The sequence below is a fragment of the Enterococcus sp. AAFC-DPL-6103 genome, from assembly GCF_058216595.1.
Genome location: NZ_CM177102.1, coordinates 1,854,314 through 1,872,834 on the forward strand (window position 1 = coordinate 1,854,314; position 18,521 = coordinate 1,872,834).

Below are 18,521 nucleotides of genomic sequence, written 5' to 3' on the forward strand. Positions count from 1 at the left end.
AATTAAATATCGATTTATGTGTTATAAAAGCATTGACTACAAATAAAAAAAAGTTTAACCTAAATGTACTTCAATCAGAAAGGACCGCTACATATGATTCCTTTAAATAACACATATAATAAAAAAGATTTTTTTTCAACAAAAATGAAATGGTTTTCCATAATAATATTATCCTTGTTATTTTTGTTTAGCATTAGCTATTTCTTCTATTTTATCCTTTCGCCAGCAGATAGTGATAAAACAAAAGAAATCCAACAAGCTTGGGATTTTTATTCAAAAGATGACCCTGAAACCCGCTACAATAGTGATTATTTGGAGAAAGTCCCACAAGTTTCTAAAAATGAAACGTTCGTGATGGAGACTACCTTAACAAGAAAACTCGACCAAGCGAATATTTTGTTAAAAGGAAATCATCAATGGATCAAAGTTCAATTAGATCAACAAGTTCTTTATGAACGAGCGGGCGACGCGACTAGCAAAAACCCTGGTTTATCATTAGCGGTCATTGATTTACCCGATAATTATGCTGGAAAGAAATTATCCATTGAAGTTACCTCTCCTTACGTAAATTTTGCGGGAATCCCACCAAAGGTTTATATTGGCACAGCCTCTTCAATGGTCACTTTCATCTTTTCTAAATCAGTCCCACAATTTTTGACTATGATTATTGCAATTTTATTAGCAGTTGGAACATTGATTATGGCGATTTATATCATGTACAAGCAGCAGCGGCTTGATCTTTCTTTGATCTTTTTAAGTTGCTTTGCATTAGTTGTTGGCTTTAGCGCAATGTCTGAAGATATTTTGAGTGGGTTGTTATTTGATCCAATCGTTCACTCTACTCTTTCGCATCTTTTTACCGTTATAAGTGCATTACTCCTGATTTCTTATTATGCGTTGCGCATGGAACGTTATCAACGACTGTTTGGCATTTGGTGCCTTCTTCAGATTTTCTTCTCTTTCTTGCCAATTTTATATGCGCTCTTCACACCAGAAGAGCTTCCTGAGATGATGCAATGGATCAGTATCATTCGAGTTTTCAGCACATTGGTAACTTCACTTGCCTGTATTGGTGAAGCATATCATGGAAATCGCTTTTTCGTTTCCTGTACGCCTTGGATCATTCTGATTGCAATTAGTCACTGCTACTTATTTATTCAAAGTACTTTGGGGAATTATGTCAGCACACTTAACTGGTCGACAATCCTTTACATGATTATTTTGTTAGTCATTGTGATTGACAATATTTCAGAACATATTCGTGCCGTAGATCAAAATATTCGAGAAGCGAATTTTTTGAAAACCAAAACAGATCTTCTTGAAGCACACTATGAATCTTTACGCACACATATGAAAGAAATCAGTACCCTTCGTTTAGACTTTTTAGATCGAATGACAACGATTCAAGCGATGCTACAAACCAGTCAACCAGAACAAGCAGAAAATTATCTGAATGAACTACTTGATGAAGCACAAAAGTTTGAAATCATGACTTCCCTATCGGGACATTCATTGACAAATTTGATTTTGGCACGTTACCAAGAAATCGCAAACAAACAAAGTATTGAGATCCACTTTAATGCCGAACTTCCAAGTGATCTATTTGTTCACGATGACGATTTGACCCAGTTATTGATTCATATCTTGGAGCATTCTTTCAGAGAATCGCATGCAATCGAAAATCCATTACAACGAAAGATTTTTCTTTCGATGCGTGTCAATGATGATGATTTAATTATTCATTGTGAACACAACGCACATTATGATACAAATATTTTTGATCGTGGAATAACAACTGAATTAGAAAGTCAAGAACGCTTTGATTTAATGATGATAAAACTTGTTACTGATAAGTATTCTGGTAAATTGACTCAAGAAAAAGATGAAATTTTTGATCGAGTGACGATTCAACTTTCTCGCATTTAAAAAATGCTAAAAAAAGCTTCCGGAAACAGGTTCCGGAAGCTTTTTTCTTATCGATTTGATCACTCTTTTAATAAAGTAATGAAAGCAAGTCTTCTGACTCGATTGCCCCAAAGTATTTTTTGACGTCGATTGCATCGACTGTTTTTTCTAATGAAGATTTCTCATATTTTTGACCAATCAACGCATGTTCAACATCAGCGATATTCCCTAAACCAAAAAAATCACCATAGATTTTTGCATCATCAATCAATCCATCAGCAACATCCAGATGAACTTCAATTGAACCAATTGGAAAACGTTTTTGACGTGAAAAATTGAAATCAGGTGATTTACCATAGTTCCAATTCCAATTTCTGTAATAGTCTTCAGAAATTTGATTGATTTTTTCCCAATCTGCTTCGGTTAATTGATATTCTTTAATGTCGGCTTCAGACTCCACACCAAAAATTTTCAACAAGATTTCTTGACGAAACTCTTCTGTAGTCATTCCTTGTTTCTCTTTTGGCAAGAATGGTTTGATATTTGTTACGCGTGAACGAATAGATTTGATTCCTTTTGATTCAATTTTGTCTTTTTTCACTTTCAAAGCATTAACAACTTCATTGATATCAGAGTCAAACATAATCGTCCCATGGGCGAACATTCTACCACTTGTTGCATACATTGCGTTCCCAGAAAACTTCATTCCATCAATCACTAAGTCATTTCGTCCTTTTAACTCGGCGCCTGTAACACCTAATTCATGAAGTGCTTGAATGATCGGTTGTGTAACTTTTGCAAAATCGCGGAAAGAATTTCCATCATCAGGCATGATAAAACTAAAATTCAAATTACCAAGATCGTGATAGACAGCTCCTCCACCACTTAATCGGCGAACCACATGGATTCCCTGTTCTTCAACATAGTCCCGATTGATTTCTTCAATCGTATTTTGATTGCGTCCGATAATGATCGAAGGTTCATTGATATAAAAAAGTAGAATCGGTTCATCCAATGGCATTTCTTGTAATAAAAATTGTTCAATTGCTAAATTTACTCTTGGGTCGTGGTTTTCATTCGGTACAAAAATCATGGTCGTCCTCCTAGATTTCAAATACTTTATCAACAGCTGCCAATTCAACGATCACATCTGGACCAGCAGCTTTTTGTGCTTCATTTCTTAGTTGTTCCAAATCGCCAAATTGAGGTAAATGTGTCAAAACAAGTTTTTTCACTTGTGCTGCTTGTGCCAATTCGCCAGACTCTTTTGACGTAAAATGCGCATGATGCCGTTCATTTCCTTCAAATAAATAAGTGTCTGCTAAAAATAAATCAGCTTCTCGTGCAAACGGAATAAAACTTTCCAAATAACCAGAGTCCCCAGTGAACACGAATACTTTTCCAGTAGCTTCCTCTACGATTCGCATCGCATAGCATGGAACTGGATGGATCGTCTTCATAAAAGTAATGAGAAACGGTCCCACTTTTAATTCTTCTGGTTCATAATAAGCCATTCCTTTTGAGACATTTGGCATACTTAATTCGGCAAAATGAAAAGCATCTTCTGTATGACCATAAATCGGTAATACTGCCTCTGGGTCTTTTTCAGGATGAAGTTGCCAATAGTACTGCAACACACCTAAATCTGCAATATGATCATGATGATAATGACTCAAGATCACCGCATCCAACTCCAGCGGTTCAAGATGTTCTTCCAGTTTGACTAACGTTGCACTTCCTGCATCAATTAGTAAATGGAACTTGTCAGATTGTAATAAATAACCGGTTGTTCCTTGATTTTGATAAGGATAGGCACCTAAACAGCCCAAAACCGTTAGTTTCATCGTACATTCCTCCTCAAAAACTTATCCTACCACAAAAGTAATCTTTTCGATGAATAAACTGCTTACACCTGTGCAAAATATTCTGCAGGCGTGCCTTTTTCATTTCTTGCATGATCATAAAATCCAGCGGCAGTTACGTTAACATAAGCAATGACCCATAATAATCCAAAGACCAACGCCAACGCCCCTAAAATATACCAACCAACGAATGACAACTGCAATAAAATATAAGTGATCCAACGATCCTTCATCAAATACCAAGCATATCGAAGAGCTTGCATCACCGTTAATTCTGGATAATCAAATTTTGCCCAGACAGCAAACTGAAATAAGCCACCCACGATGTTCATTACGATAACTGAGACAAAAAGTAACAGTAACATGCCAAGAATGACACCAAAATCAAAAAAACCGTTCTCCGTCACACTAACTGCTACTGTTCCAGATGAATTTAAAATCAGATTGGCATATGAACGAACACCAGACATTAAGATTGTCGGTAAAAAAATCAATGAATTAATCAACCAATTGACTACAGTATTCAATAAATGGATCAGCAACAATGGTACAAAGTATTCCTTTTGAAAAACAACTAATAATAGATTGATTTTTGCCTTCCCACCACGCATCACAAACAAAGCAATATACAAAAGCGAATAAGTAAATGCAAATAGTAAAAAGTTATCTAGCAAAAAGCCGAGAATATTTTCTTGCGAACTCTCAGGAGCAAAAGAAGTAATATTCCCAAAAATCATATCAATGATACCTGAGATCAAGCCAGCCAAGAAGATTAACCCAGCATTAATGCCCCACTGTTCTTTTAACGCTGTACGCGCCTGCGCACGATAGTCTGAGATACTTACTGTTTTATCCATCGATTAATAGCTCCGAATCTTTTCAACAGTTTCATGATCGAGACGTTTGACTAATTCAGTCACCAATTTGACTGTATTTAAATAGTCATCTTCATGAATAACTGACGTATGGGAATGTAAATAGCGAACCGGAACAGTGATTGCAACGGAAGGAACACCATCTCTTGTTAAATGCATTTGACCTGCATCTGTTCCACCACCAGTAATGACTGTGTATTGGAAAGGGATTTCCAGTTCTTCTGCCACATCGATCACAAAGTTCAATAATTTTTTATGTGGAATCATTGACGCATCAAAAATCAAGATTTGTGGTCCTTTTCCTAAAATAGAATCTGCTTCTTTCGGTGTCATTCCTGGTGTATCACCAGCTGTTCCCGTGTCTAATGCAAAAGCAATATCTGGATTCACCAAATGAGTACTTGTTCGTGCACCACGTAAGCCAACTTCTTCTTGAACATCACTCCCCGCAAATAAAACATTCGGATGCCCTTCTTTAGCTAAGTTCTCTAAAACACGTAAAGAAACAGCTGTGCCGATTCGGTTATCCCAAGCTTTAGCTAATAAAAATTTGCCACCATTCAATCGTTTATATTCAATATAAGGTGTAATCATATCTCCAGGTCGAATGCCCCACTCTTTGGCTTCCTTGTCACTGGTTGCACCAATATCAATAAACATATCTTTGATGTCATATGGTTTATTTCTAACTGCGGGGGTTAAAACGTGGGGCGGTTTTGAACCAATCACACCGTGGATCACATCCCCTGCTTGCGTTTTGATTTCAACTTGTTGTGCAAGCATGACTTGTCCCCACCAGCCACCAAGTGTTTGAAACTCTAGGAACCCTTTTTCTGTAATTTTTGTAACCATGAACCCTACTTCATCCATATGACCAGAAATAAATACTTTTGGCCCCCCACCAGCACCATGTTTTGCAATGACACTTCCTAAGCCGTCAAAGAAAATATCATCTGCAAATGATTGCGCGTATTCTTTGAAGACTTCACGCACTTCTTCTTCATTTCCAGGGACACCTTTAGCAGATGTCAATTTAATTAGTAATTCTTCTTCCTTTTTATCCAAATTCGTTCCCTCTTTTCTTATTTAGTAAACTAAATTATACCATTTCTCTATAAGAATGGAGAAAAAGGTTTTCAAGAAAATCGTACAAAAAAGAAAAAGGGGCATGACAATAGTCTTGTCAAACCTCCTTTTTTGTTCAAGAAGTAACTCCTTCAAAATAAATCTGAATTTCACAAAAAAATTGAGAAGCAAACTTCGAAAATCCATTCTTGTTTATTGAAGCTAGGCACTTCGTTCGCCACCTTACTCATGGTGTTATACAAACAACCTCTTCAACAACAAGTATTTTTTTCTAAACACGAGTAGCAATTTTTAGAAAAAGCATTTCTTGTTGCTTGGAGCTGAACGCTTGGTGCCACAACCTTTTTACAATACTTAATAATGAAACTCCATTAGTTTAACTTATCTGGTTCTTTTTGTTGCCACTCTTTACTATAAAAAGCATTATCCAACTTGTAATGGGTTGGCGCTTGCTTTTCTGCTAAAAACGGTGCAATTTTTTGGTCGGCAGCTAGCCAACCTTGCCAACCTAAATGAATCGTGTCTTCCATAAAGTAGGGTGTATTTGCTTGTTTGGTTAGATCAACAATTTGTCTAAATCCTTGACTGGTTAATTGGAATTTCACTTTTTTCGCAAATTGTTGTAACATCTCTTGAGACAATCCAGTGTAAGCACTCCATTTTTCATTCACCGGTGGAATGATAAACAGCACTTGCATTTTTTGTTTAGCAAGTTGTTCCAAGACTAACTGAAAATCAGAAAATTCTGGTGAATAACAATAATCCCAATTTGTCTGTGACTGCTTTAATTTTTCAATTTCTGGACGCACTCGACGCGTATAAAATTCATTTTTTAGTCCATATGGATTATTGTTCGTTGATTTTTTTCCAATTTTAGTGGCTAATTTTTTCAATTGTGCATCTTGATACACTTCTGGTAATTGTCCAGTTGCCTGATCAATTCGTTTTTGTTTTCCAACTAGACCAATTGGACTAAATAATTCGTCTTCTCTTTTCAATAGTTGCCAAGCAGGATAAAGTTTCTTACGATTTTTCTCAGTAGGTAGCCGACCTGCTTTGATTTCTTGGAGCAATTCTGTCAGCGTTTGATTTTCTGTTACTTTAGGAAAGCTTAACAATCGACGAGCGACATAGCGATCAGCTGGTGTCACCTTTTTCAATCCAAAAAGCCAATCATAGGTTTGTAACTCTGAATAATACATATTGAAGTAATCTTTACTTACACCATTCTTAACAAACCATTGAGGAGAGATAATAAAAACTGCTTTCTTCCCTTTCAAACGACTTCCGGCAGATTGCATCAACATAAATTGACTAAATGATTGGGTACCTGGTGCGCCTAATAAAAAGGGCTCATAGTCACGATGATATTTTTTTGCTAAAACACTAGGATGAAAAGGACTGATTCGACTCAATTCACTTGAACCAAAAAAGGGGACATATTTTTCTTCGGCTAACGCTTCGTTTTTGATAGCATCTCCCTTCAATAAATTACCAGACATTGAACTAGCTGCTTCATGAATAACTTTTGGATCATGTACATTCACACGAAAGGGCGAGATAAATAAGAAAACTAATAATGCGATTGCCAAAACAACTGGTCCAAATATAGCAAAAAGTTTCTTTTTCATCATTAATCCTTTAAGTTTTCTACTTGTGCAATAATCTTATTTGGAGTCGCCCACTCTTCCCGTACAAATTCAGAAACGGGTACTTGAATTCCTAACTCGCCATCTAATTCTACTAATAGCTGAACAGTTGCAAGTGAGTCAAGTAATCCTTCATCAAATAAATTCATATCACGATTGTTTCGAACCTCATCTGTCCCTGTAATATCTGTTAAAATTGTTAAAATTTGTTCTCCCATGTTTATTCTCTCCTTTTAATAAATGTCATTTTCATTTTTTCAATCAAAGATCAAGCAAAAAGTAAGGTATTTAAAATTCCTGAAAAAATCAATAAACCAAAACAGATTGCCTGAAATGTCAAGAAGACTGCAAATGCGTGTGTCAACTTGTTTGCAGGTAACTGACCTTTGTGCTTGCGCTTGAAACGAATCCACGCGTCGGTTAGGCAAATCAAAGTTGCATGGTAAATCCCATAAGCAATGTAAAACCAAGTTAACCCATGCCAGACACCCATGATTAGAAATAGCACAAAGTATCCAACATTAGAGGCGACGATTTTACTTTTAAAAACTTTATTCTTCATCAAGAAAAACATCAGGCGCATATAAATATAATCTCTAAACCAAAAAGATAACGTCATGTGCCAACGATTCCAAAACTCTTTGATATTCCAAGATAAAAACGGTTTGTTAAAGTTGATTGGTGTTTCATAGCCCATAAGATAACTCGTACCAATCGCAAACAAACTGTACCCAGCAAAATCAAAGAATAGGTACAAACTATAGATATACATGTAACCAAGTAACGCCCACGAAATCCCGCCATTATGAATCACCATATGTTTCAACTCTGGTTCGAGGATTTGCCCTAAGTAATACCCAATAATAAATTTGTAAAGAAAACCAACAAAAATGTTTTGGACACCTTTTCCTAACAGTTCAACATACTTTTCAACATTTGGTGCTTGCAATTCGTCTTTTTCAAATCGACGATAGCGGTCGATTGGTCCTGATGAAATAGTTGGAAAAAAAAGCAAAAATTGAATATAACGTAGCGGATGATACTCTTTGATCATGCCATCGCGAATTTCCATAATCATCTGAACGGATTTAAAAGTTAGATATGAAATCCCTAAAAATCCGATGAATGAAATTGGTTTGTTTGTCAGTAATGGCATGATTTTAGTAATCGTCAAAGGTGCAATTGCCAAAAATACTGCCAAGTAAAACCAACCTGTTTCATTCTTTTTCTGTCGATAGTTGAAATAAAGCCACACTAAAACGACTTGCCAGATAACATAGCCAAACAAAGCCACTCCTTGCCGCCAATCTGCCCCACCAAAGCTAATGAATAAGAAAAAGAAAGTGACAATTGCTTGATAAATCGGTAATCGCTTGTTCCGCACGAGTAAAGAAAAAATGATCGGTGCTAATGCCACCAACAATAGCAAAAAGTAGAGTGGTTGCGCATAAGGAATCATGTGAGGGATCGTCATGTTGGATTCACCTCAGCAAGTAATTTCTTACGATCGATTTTATCGTTTGGTGTTTGTGGCAATTGTTCAAGATAGTTGATTTTTTGTGGAATCATGTACTCCATCACCGATTTTCCTAGCTCTTGCTTGATAGCTTTCGTCAACTGAAACGATGGCTCGATTTCTTGTTCTAAAACGATGAACGCTACCAACTGCTGAACCTTGGCTCCTTGATATTTAGGTACCACTACTGCTTGTTTAATAGTTGGATTCATTCCTAAATAATGTTCAATGTCACCAAGTTCAATTCGATAACCATGTAACTTGACTTGAAAATCCAAACGGCCTTCATATAAAAGCATGCCATCTGCAGTCAAACTTCCTGCATCGCCTGTTCGGTAGCTTGCCTGATTTTCATATTCAAAGAATGCTGCTTCCGTTTTTTCTGGGTTATTCAAATAACCTTTTGAAACGCTCGGCCCTGAAATAATGATTTCACCTGTTTCTCCAACTGTACAAGGCTGATCTTCTGCAAAAATCGTAACTTTTGTATCTGATTTCACTTTTCCAATTGGAATCCGTTCATACATATCCAACACCGCTTGCGTAACTTGAACACTGGAAATCGCAACTGTAGCTTCAGTTGGACCATAGGTGTTGTAAATTGCTGCGCTTGGGAATCGTTTCAATAACTCTTGCGCTGTTTTTTTCGTCAGCTCTTCTCCACAAAAAATAAATTGCTTCAACTCAGGAACATGCTGTTCATCAAATTGCGGTTCCATCAAACAAATATCCATGAAGGAGGGTGTCGAAACCCATGTTTCCAATTTTAACTGTGGCAAAGTCTGGAATAATTGCTTGAAATCTTGAATAATTGCTTTTGCCAATGGAACAAGTATTCCGCCAGAAACCAATGCAGGATAAATGGAGAAGACTGATAAATCAAATGAAAAGGGTGCTTGTGCTAAAAAACGCATGCCAGGATGGATAGTAAAATCAGTTAATGTCCATTCCACAAAACTTTTTAAATTATCGTGACTGATTTGAACGCCTTTTGGCTGTCCCGTTGTTCCTGAAGTAAAAATAATATAAAAGTTTTCTGTCATTTCTACTGGATGACTAGGCTGAAATGAAACTTTTTCCTCAACAATAGAAACAAACTCTTTTTTTGTTAAAACTGGCTGTTGATTCAACACTTCTGGCCACTCACCTAAACCTACAACCAAGGTCGGTTGCGCCACCATTAAAATGGCTTCGATTCGTTCTTGGGGTGTCTGCTCTTCAATTGGCAAATACGCGTGTCCCGCTTTGACAGCTCCTAAAAAAGCAACCAGCATTTCAAATTCTAAATTACCAAATACGACGATTGGTTCTCTATCATCTATATTGACTTCCAAATAATGTGCAAATGCATCAGATGCTGCTTTCAATTTTCCATATGTGTACTCTTCATGCGCTGTGCGATAAGCCACGCGTTCAGGCTCAGTTATGCCCCAGCGATCGATTGCTTCAATGATTGTGCTAACGTTCATGATGTCCCTCCTAAAACTCATTGTAGATAAAGGATCCTCCTTGGATATTTTTATAGTGATACAAATAAATCAATGCAAGGAATATCAAACCATAAAAAAGGGTGCGAATGAAAAATTTCCCCCAATAATTAACTTGAGGTTGTGCCCACCACTTCTTCATCAAAACACCTCCATATCAAACTTCTACAGAAATTTTAACGATTTTTCGTCTAAGGGAACATCTATCTAGCTTACGATAAGCGATTTCAGGCTAACACTTTTGTCACAAGATTGAAAAATAAGGATTCTGTACAAAGAAATAAATAGCAATTGACAGCAATTTTTTCATTTACTTCAAAAAAATTTAATTTTTGTCTAAATTTATTTTTGTCATTTCCCACACGAACAGTTTTTTCCTCTTCTTCTGTTCGTCGAGCAAAAAACAGCACTCCTACCGACTGTCCATCGATAAAAGTGCTGTGAGATTCGTTTTATATTTTATTCTTTGATAATTCGATAGTACCAACGACAAGTAATCACATAGAGCAACATATAGACAACTACTAACAATCCACAGACAAGATAGGCAAGCCAGTAATCCGCCGTCTTAATATATTGAGCGAAGACATTGATTGCAAAAACAGCATGTAAAATACCTAAAATCATTGATGGGAAAAAAGTAATCGCATTTTGACCATAGATCATCAAACTTACTCTTTTTTGTGGAATACCTAATTTCGTAAGTAAATGATAATTACCTTTTTCTTCCTCCGCTTCTGCTAACTGCCGGACCATTAAGATACTACCAGTCGTAATAACAACAATCATCCCAACAAATAGCGAAACAAACGTGTAACTACCCGTTTGACGATAAACTGAACGCATCTGTGGATACCTTGCTGTAAAATTCAAGCGCGCGGACTGCCCTGTTTCTTTACTTGTATCAGTAAAATCTTCCGTTGAACTATCCTCAAATCCCTCGTCATCTTCTGTCGTTTTTGCAACGATTTCTCCAGACAATTTTTGCTGCTCGATCTCATATTGATACTCAACAGAATGATTCCAATTAATTTCAACTTTCCGATCCAAAATCTCATTGATTGCTTCATTATTTCCACCAGTTACATTCCAATGAACAACTTGATACGCTGCGCCTTGCGTTGCTTGATAAATTTTTTCACTGACAATTAGCGTTGGGCCACTATAGCGCATCATGCTTTCACCTAGCATGTCCGGACGAATCGATTGGATTTTCAAAGCCGTTTGATTCGGTAGATAGATTCTTTTCCCGTAAATCGAGATATTTCTCACTAAAGACTGGATCTCATCCAATAATATAGTGTGGTTATCTGACTTCAACTGGATCTTTGGTAATCGAGGATTCATTTTTCGGAAGTTTTGATATTCTTTTTCTGTAATTAAATTTACCAATTGAAACTCTTGCCCGTCTTCTACCTGCCCTAAACGAAAATCATGTACACTTCCAACTACTTTATAGTTCAAAACCATTTCTTGGGTAATTTTTTGCTTTTCTTTGGCCAAAATCGGCGCAATAAACTCCGCTGTCTGAGCGTCCAATTGATAATCTGTTGCATTCTCAATATCCGTTGTATGAATAACTAAGGTAGCTAAAGAAGTTACACCACCAATAGTTGCTAAAGAAACACCTAAGATCAATGTAATCAAGGAACTTGTTCGCCACCCCTTCATCAAATGAATCTGTGTATTGCCAATCATCAACAAATTGATTCCACGGTAACCAACCCTCCATTTGCTCAAACTATTCAGTAAGAAACGTAATGAAAAACAGAAAAAGAGATACGTTCCAATCACACATAATAAAAAAATTAAAAATGGATAACTAAAAATCAAGCCAAACTGAGCACCATTTTCTACTAACCACGTTAAATACTCGCGAAAATGAATTGCGCCAAAATAACCGCTTGTCAATAGAAACAATCCGATGATGCCCAGCAAACGGTGTCTGGTTCGTAAACGCATTTTTTTACTAACTACTCGCTCTGCATTTCCAAAACTTTGGATCATTGGGTAACGCCAAATTTTCCAAGTAGAGTGCACCGATACAATCAAAATAATCAGAAAAAATACAACCAATGTATCAACGATGGACGACCAAGCAACAAAAAATGGACTATCGATTTGCATTCGCATCATTCGAACTAAAATCATTTGAAAAAGTTTTGAAAAAACAATCCCTAACAAAATACCTGTCACACAAGAGAATAGACCAATCACCATCGTCTCAATCAGATAGATCGAAGAAATTTGAAACTTACTTACCCCAAACAATTGATAGATACCAATTTCTTTTTCACGACGATTTAGAAAAAAACGATTCGCACTATAAACAAAAAATAGTAACACCAACGTAATCATAAACGTTCCAAAACCGAGTGCACCATCAATCGATCCGTCTTGACTCGCACGGCGAACTAACGATTGATCGTACGTCATCGAATTAAAAGAATAGTAAATCATGACTGAAAAAGTCAGACTAAAAAAATAAATCAAGTACCCCCGCGACTGTCTAAATAAACTTCTGGCAGCCAACTTATAAAGCATTGATCTTGCCACCTCCCCCGATTGTCGCTTGCATATCGATCACTTTTTCAAAAAATTCACTTCGCGAGCCGCGACGAACAACTTCAGAAAAAATCACACCATCTTTGATAAATAAAATGCGATTACAATAACTTGCGGTATAAGGATCATGAGTTACCATTAACACAGTTGCCTTTTCTTTTTGATTCATCAATGTTAAATAATTTAATAATTCTGTTGCTGACTTTGAATCAAGTGAGCCTGTTGGTTCATCTGCAAAAATAACTTTTGGATGAACAACTAAGGCACGTGCCGCCGCAATTCGTTGACGTTGCCCGACCGATAATTCATCTGGATAGCGTTTCATGATTTCTTCAATGTCTAGCAATTGTGCAACATGTAAGACACGCCGCTCCATTTCTTCTTTTGGCATCCGTTCCACTGCTAAAGGCAATAAAATATTATCTTTGGCATTCAATGTATCAACTAAGTTAAACTCCTGAAAAATAAAACCTAATTGCTTTCGTCTAAAATCACTAAGCTGACTACTCTTCATTTTAGTGATTTCTTTTCCTTCAATCGTGACACTTCCCATAGTTGGCAAACTGATCGTCGATAAGATATTCATCAAAGTTGTTTTCCCTGCACCACTTGGACCCATAATTCCTACGAATTCTCCTTCGTCCACAGTAAAAGAAAGATTGTCTAGTACTTTGACGGGCGCTAATTTATTTCCATAAATTTTACTGAGATGCTTCACCTCAATCATTCGTTCCATATGTTTGCCCTCCTAAAATATTCCTCACTACTTTTATTATACTTGCATCGTAGCATAGTCTTTTGTTTTTTTCTCTTTAGTTTTTGTCACTTTGAGTAAAAAAAATGTTTTTTTATTTTTTTTTTGCTTTTTTTATTCATTTTATAAATCCTGTGTTTGCACGTTTTCACTTTTTTTCACAAAGGAATATACACCATATATGGTATATTCACTTGTTTATACATCAAATAACCCCCTACATATAGTTGCCCGTTTTATTAATTTGTTTTATGATAGACAAGAAGAATTTAGTAGGAGTTGAGAAGATGAAGGTAAACTATAAAGAAATGCCAGCCAACGAAGTACAATCACCCACAATCAAAATCATTAAACGTGATGGTCGTCACGTCGACTTTGATGAACAAAAAATCAATGAAGCATTAGTCAAAGCTGAGAAGAAAATTCATGGCTCTTTGTCTCCCCTTGCCTATGAACGGATTCAGTCAATCGTTGACTTAGTTGTCGCCGAAATCAAGAGCCGTTTTGTTGAAAATGTCAAAATCTATGAAGTTCAAAATATCGTTGAGCACATTCTACTTGAAAAAAATGAATATGAACTTGCTGAAGAATATATCCGTTATCGTACACGACGTGATTTTGAACGTAGCAAAGCAACTGATATCAACTTTTCCATTGAAAAATTGATCAACAAGGATCAAACAGTTGTCAATGAAAATGCGAATAAAGACAGTAATGTTTTTAATACGCAACGTGATCTGACTGCTGGAATCGTTGGTAAGTCAATTGGTTTGAAAATGTTACCTCCTCATATTGCCAATGCCCATCAAAAAGGCGATATCCATTATCATGATTTAGACTATCATCCATATACACCAATGACCAATTGTTGTTTGATTGACTTTAAAGGCATGTTAAATAATGGTTTTAAAATTGGGAATGCTGAAGTTGAATCACCAAAATCGATTCAAACAGCAACTGCCCAAATCTCACAAATCATCGCCAATGTAGCTTCTAGTCAGTATGGTGGTTGTTCGGCTGATCGCACAGATGAACTACTTGCGCCATTTGCTGAATTAAATTATCAAAAACATTTAAAAGATGCACAAGAATGGGTCGAAACAACAGAACGACAAGAAGCTTACGCCAAAGCAAAAACAAAAAAAGATATCTTTGATGCAATGCAAAGTTTAGAATATGAAATCAATACCTTGTTTACCTCTAATGGACAAACACCTTTCACCTCTCTTGGCTTTGGACTTGGTGAAAATTGGTTTGAACGTGAAATTCAAAAGGCTATTTTACAAATTCGAATCAATGGACTTGGAAGCGAAAAACGAACAGCCATTTTTCCAAAACTCATTTTTACACTCAAAGCTGGCGTGAATCTTGCGCCAACGGATCCAAACTATGATATTAAAGAATTAGCTTTGGAATGTGCAACCAAACGGATGTACCCAGATATTTTAAATTATGACAAAATCGTTGAACTAACAGGTAGTTTCAAAGTCCCAATGGGTTGTCGCTCATTCTTACAAGGATGGAAAGACGAAAATGGAACAGAAATCAATGTGGGGCGCATGAATCTAGGTGTAGTCACGCTAAACTTACCTCGAATTGCAATGGAAGCAAAAGGAAGTCAAGAAAAGTTTTGGCAACTATTAGCTGATCGTCTTGAAATCATGAAGGATGCCTTGGTTTATCGCGTAGAACGTTGTAAAGAAGCTATCCCTGCAAATGCGCCAATTCTATATATGTACGGGGCTTTCGGTAAACGTCTTTCACGTACAGATGCTGTGGATGAACTCTTTAAAAATCGTCGGGCAACTGTGTCCCTTGGCTACATTGGATTGTATGAAGTAGCCTCTGCTTTTTACGGTGGCGAATGGGAAACAAATCCGGAAGCAAAAGAATTCACTTTAGCTATTCTTAAAAAGTTAAAAGCCAATGCAGATCATTGGGGCGATGAATATGGTTATCACTTTAGTGTCTATTCAACACCAAGTGAAAGTTTGACCGATCGTTTCTGTCGTTTAGATACGGAAAAATTTGGTCTCGTCGATAATATTACAGATAAAGAATATTACACAAATAGTTTCCATTATGATGTTCGCAAAAATCCAACACCTTTTGAAAAACTTGATTTTGAAAAAGATTACCCACAATATTGTTCTGGTGGGTTCATCCACTACTGTGAGTATCCAATGTTGCAACAAAATCCAAAAGCATTGGAAGCTGTTTGGGATTTTGCTTATGACAAAGTTGGCTATCTTGGAACAAACACACCAATTGATCATTGCTATGAATGTGGTTTTGAAGGTGATTTTACCCCAACAGAACGTGGCTTTGAATGTCCTGAATGTGGTAACCATGATCCAAAAACTTGTGACGTAGTGAAACGGACTTGTGGTTATTTGGGTAATCCTCAAGCTCGCCCAATGGTTCATGGACGTCATAAAGAAATTTCTTCTCGTGTAAAACACATGAAGTAATCCACTAACTTAGTGTAAAACTGAAAGTTGTGATAAAAGTCAAATTACTTTTTGTCACAACTTTTTTGATAAGCACTTTTCTACTAACACTTAAACTGCTTTGTTAGCTAGAGTACAAGAACTTATATTATAGGAGAAAGAAGTGTTTTGATGAGAAATCCAAAACCAAAAGAATGGTTAGCTGAAGAGTATAGTCAAAATTATATTGCTGACTATAAAGCATTTAATTTTGTCGATGGTGAGGGCGTCCGGAATAGTTTGTACGTCAGTGGTTGCCTATTTGCTTGCGAAGGTTGTTTCAATAAAGCAGCTCAAAATTTCCACTATGGGAAACCATTCACTCAAGAACTAGAAGAAAAAATAATTGAAGATCTACGCCATGATTATGTTCAAGGTTTGACTCTGCTTGGTGGTGAACCTTTTTTGAATACAGATGTTTGTTTGCAAGTTGTTCGCCGAATCCGTCAAGAGTTTGGTCATGCGAAAGATATCTGGTCTTGGACTGGTTATACGTTTGATGAATTGTTACAAGATTCTGAAGACAAGTTAGCTTTGTTAGCAGAAATTGATATCTTAGTCGATGGTCGTTTCGATCTTTCTAAACGTGACTTGAAGCTACAATTTCGTGGAAGCAGTAACCAACGAATTGTCGATGTTCAAAAATCTTTAGCACAAAAGAAAGTAGTTATCTGGGAAAAATGTTTCGATGCTACTCAAACATACGAACAGATCAAAAAACAAGACCTAATCTAACAAAAAGAACACCCGCTACTAAAATTGATCATTCAATCAATTCTGGTAGTGGGTTTTTGTTTTTCTAAATTGAATCTTTAAAAAATATTTTCTGAAAGATAAATTCTGAAAGGTACTGAATCAGTCCTTCCCAATTTTTTTCATCATAAATATTATTAAAATAAAATCGTTCTGCCTTTACCTCTACACCTTCGTAAACATCAGAAATAATCAAGTCTGCTTCTTCTGGATCTTCGACAATTCGTAAAATATCCGCATTAAAAACTTCTTGGATACCATTCTTAATCAAATAACCATTACCAATTGCTCCATTATTCATCACAAATACCTTGACGTGAGGTGTTGATGTATTCAAATCATAAATATAAAAAAGCAAGTGAGCCAGTTGTTCACTCGCTAATGTGGATAATTGTGTAAATTCCTGATAGCTGGTAATGAAATGTATTAGTTTATGCCGAAAAAGTTCAAAATTGCGATTTTCCTTAACTATTCGTTCATTTTTCTGAATCGAATTTTCAAAATATTCGTCTACTTCCATGTGAATATGTTTACAGTAAATAAGAAAACATAGCAATAAGTAATAAGATTCATCATACATTTCTTTCCGATACTCAAAGCCAAACTGTTGATGAAAATCATTTAATATATTCTCTGTCAATCGAGCAACTGTTAATGCTGATTGCTGATAATCTTTGACAATTTTTCGTCTCATTTCTGGTGTATCAACATCAAAAACCAATCCTCGAATAAAAAAACTCAAAGCCATTGACTCTTTTACTAATGTAGCTTCATCTACTCGGAATCCCCCTAAATTCAAAAGGTTTTCGCCACGATAAAAAAATTGAATATCTACCAGATATTCTTCTGGTACATCTAACTCTTTTTTTCGATTGGTAATCCGAAAACAAGTAATTGCCTGTATCATTCTGATTTTCATTTTTTGTGAGAAAGTCAGATTTTTCTTGATTCCCATATTCTTCTTCAAGTACTCAATATCTAGAAATTCTGGAAGTACACGCGGTGAAAACGGATTTTCTGTACTCGTTTTAAAAACATTCCAGTAAATCAGATAACAGAAGTAGCGAATACCAAATTCACTACCTTCTAAATTACCAAATTCACTTAAATAAATCGTTCCATCAAATTTTTTTAAAATCAATTTGATCATTGATAAGCTTTTATAAACATGTGGTGTACTGAGATTCAAGTCAATTGATAATTGATCCACCGATAAGTAACTTTTAGAAAAAAGTGCTGTTAAGACTTGGAAAAGTGAACTTTCTTTGATATATAAAATTCTTAGTTGATCAATCGTGTACCCAATCGTATATTCAATTGAACGCGTGATCATTAGATTACCAAACGAATTGTATTGGATCATCACACCCATTTGGAAAATCGTCTGCAAATCATTTTCTAACTCATTCATATAGCGTCTAAATGTCGTTTTGCTCAAGAAAAACTCGTTCATTATTTCTTCTTCTGTTCGACCATTCTTAGAAAAGAGTAAAAATTTATAGATTGCTAGTTTTCCTTCATTTTTTTTATTCAAAAAAAGCTCATACATGTTTATCTCCTCCAAGTACCATTTATTCTAA

At 36.0% G+C, this 18,521-nt stretch carries 15 protein-coding genes; 3 read left to right on the forward strand and 12 right to left on the reverse strand.

What is annotated here, in order from left to right; genetic code table 11:
• Positions 1–93 precede the first annotated feature (93 nt).
• Complete coding sequence (locus AC4BC3_RS08865) at positions 94–1,926, forward strand: ATP-binding protein (RefSeq protein WP_206907624.1); 1,833 nt, start codon at positions 94–96, stop codon at positions 1,924–1,926.
• A gap of 67 nt (positions 1,927–1,993) precedes the next feature.
• Here the strand turns inward: AC4BC3_RS08865 and lplA are convergent, their stop codons facing one another.
• From lplA to AC4BC3_RS08920, 11 genes are all read right to left on the reverse strand, one after another.
• Positions 1,994–2,998 carry a lipoate--protein ligase gene (gene lplA, locus AC4BC3_RS08870; protein ID WP_490466303.1) on the reverse strand — a complete coding sequence of 335 codons (1,005 nt, stop codon included), beginning with the start codon at positions 2,996–2,998 and terminating at the stop codon, positions 1,994–1,996.
• Positions 2,999–3,008: 10 nt separating this feature from the next.
• Positions 3,009–3,749, reverse strand: coding sequence for an MBL fold metallo-hydrolase (locus AC4BC3_RS08875; RefSeq protein WP_490466304.1), 741 nt, complete (start codon positions 3,747–3,749; stop codon positions 3,009–3,011).
• Positions 3,750–3,811: 62 nt separating this feature from the next.
• The gene (locus AC4BC3_RS08880) at positions 3,812–4,624 is read right to left on the reverse strand and encodes a DUF975 family protein (RefSeq protein ID WP_490466305.1); all 813 of its coding nucleotides are present in this window, start codon (positions 4,622–4,624) and stop codon (positions 3,812–3,814) included.
• A gap of 3 nt (positions 4,625–4,627) precedes the next feature.
• Positions 4,628–5,707 carry a M42 family metallopeptidase gene (locus tag AC4BC3_RS08885; protein WP_206907615.1) on the reverse strand — a complete coding sequence of 360 codons (1,080 nt, stop codon included), beginning with the start codon at positions 5,705–5,707 and terminating at the stop codon, positions 4,628–4,630.
• 392 nt (positions 5,708–6,099) lie between these two features.
• Entirely contained in the window at positions 6,100–7,359 is a 1,260-nt protein-coding gene (dltD, locus tag AC4BC3_RS08890) for a D-alanyl-lipoteichoic acid biosynthesis protein DltD (RefSeq protein WP_206907614.1), read from the reverse strand.
• Between the two features lie 2 nt (positions 7,360–7,361).
• The gene (gene dltC, locus AC4BC3_RS08895) at positions 7,362–7,595 is read right to left on the reverse strand and encodes a D-alanine--poly(phosphoribitol) ligase subunit DltC (protein WP_206907612.1); all 234 of its coding nucleotides are present in this window, start codon (positions 7,593–7,595) and stop codon (positions 7,362–7,364) included.
• 50 nt (positions 7,596–7,645) lie between these two features.
• Positions 7,646–8,851, reverse strand: a complete 1,206-nt coding sequence (dltB, locus tag AC4BC3_RS08900; RefSeq protein WP_490466306.1) for a D-alanyl-lipoteichoic acid biosynthesis protein DltB — start codon at positions 8,849–8,851, stop codon at positions 7,646–7,648.
• On the reverse strand, positions 8,848–10,362 hold the full coding sequence (gene dltA / locus AC4BC3_RS08905) for a D-alanine--poly(phosphoribitol) ligase subunit DltA (protein WP_490466307.1): 1,515 nt from the start codon (positions 10,360–10,362) through the stop codon (positions 8,848–8,850). The genes dltB and dltA overlap by 4 nt, the downstream gene beginning before the upstream one ends.
• A 10-nt stretch (positions 10,363–10,372) precedes the next feature.
• A complete protein-coding gene (locus tag AC4BC3_RS08910; protein ID WP_206907609.1) occupies positions 10,373–10,522 on the reverse strand; it encodes a teichoic acid D-Ala incorporation-associated protein DltX in 150 nt (49 codons plus the stop codon).
• Between the two features lie 317 nt (positions 10,523–10,839).
• Entirely contained in the window at positions 10,840–12,924 is a 2,085-nt protein-coding gene (locus AC4BC3_RS08915; protein WP_490466308.1) for an ABC transporter permease, read from the reverse strand.
• The gene (locus tag AC4BC3_RS08920; protein WP_490466309.1) at positions 12,914–13,681 is read right to left on the reverse strand and encodes an ABC transporter ATP-binding protein; all 768 of its coding nucleotides are present in this window, start codon (positions 13,679–13,681) and stop codon (positions 12,914–12,916) included. The genes AC4BC3_RS08915 and AC4BC3_RS08920 overlap by 11 nt, the downstream gene beginning before the upstream one ends.
• 305 nt (positions 13,682–13,986) lie before the next feature.
• Between AC4BC3_RS08920 and nrdD the strand changes: the two genes are divergently transcribed.
• Both nrdD and nrdG read left to right on the forward strand, forming a co-directional pair.
• The gene (gene nrdD / locus AC4BC3_RS08925) at positions 13,987–16,170 is read left to right on the forward strand and encodes an anaerobic ribonucleoside-triphosphate reductase (RefSeq protein WP_206907605.1); all 2,184 of its coding nucleotides are present in this window, start codon (positions 13,987–13,989) and stop codon (positions 16,168–16,170) included.
• A 150-nt stretch (positions 16,171–16,320) separates the two neighbouring features.
• Positions 16,321–16,923: an anaerobic ribonucleoside-triphosphate reductase activating protein gene (nrdG, locus tag AC4BC3_RS08930; RefSeq protein ID WP_206907603.1), complete on the forward strand. Its 603-nt coding sequence runs from the start codon at positions 16,321–16,323 to the stop codon at positions 16,921–16,923.
• Positions 16,924–16,987: 64 nt separating this feature from the next.
• Here the strand turns inward: nrdG and AC4BC3_RS08935 are convergent, their stop codons facing one another.
• Positions 16,988–18,490, reverse strand: coding sequence for a helix-turn-helix domain-containing protein (locus AC4BC3_RS08935; protein ID WP_490466310.1), 1,503 nt, complete (start codon positions 18,488–18,490; stop codon positions 16,988–16,990).
• Between the last annotated feature and the right edge of the window lie 31 nt (positions 18,491–18,521).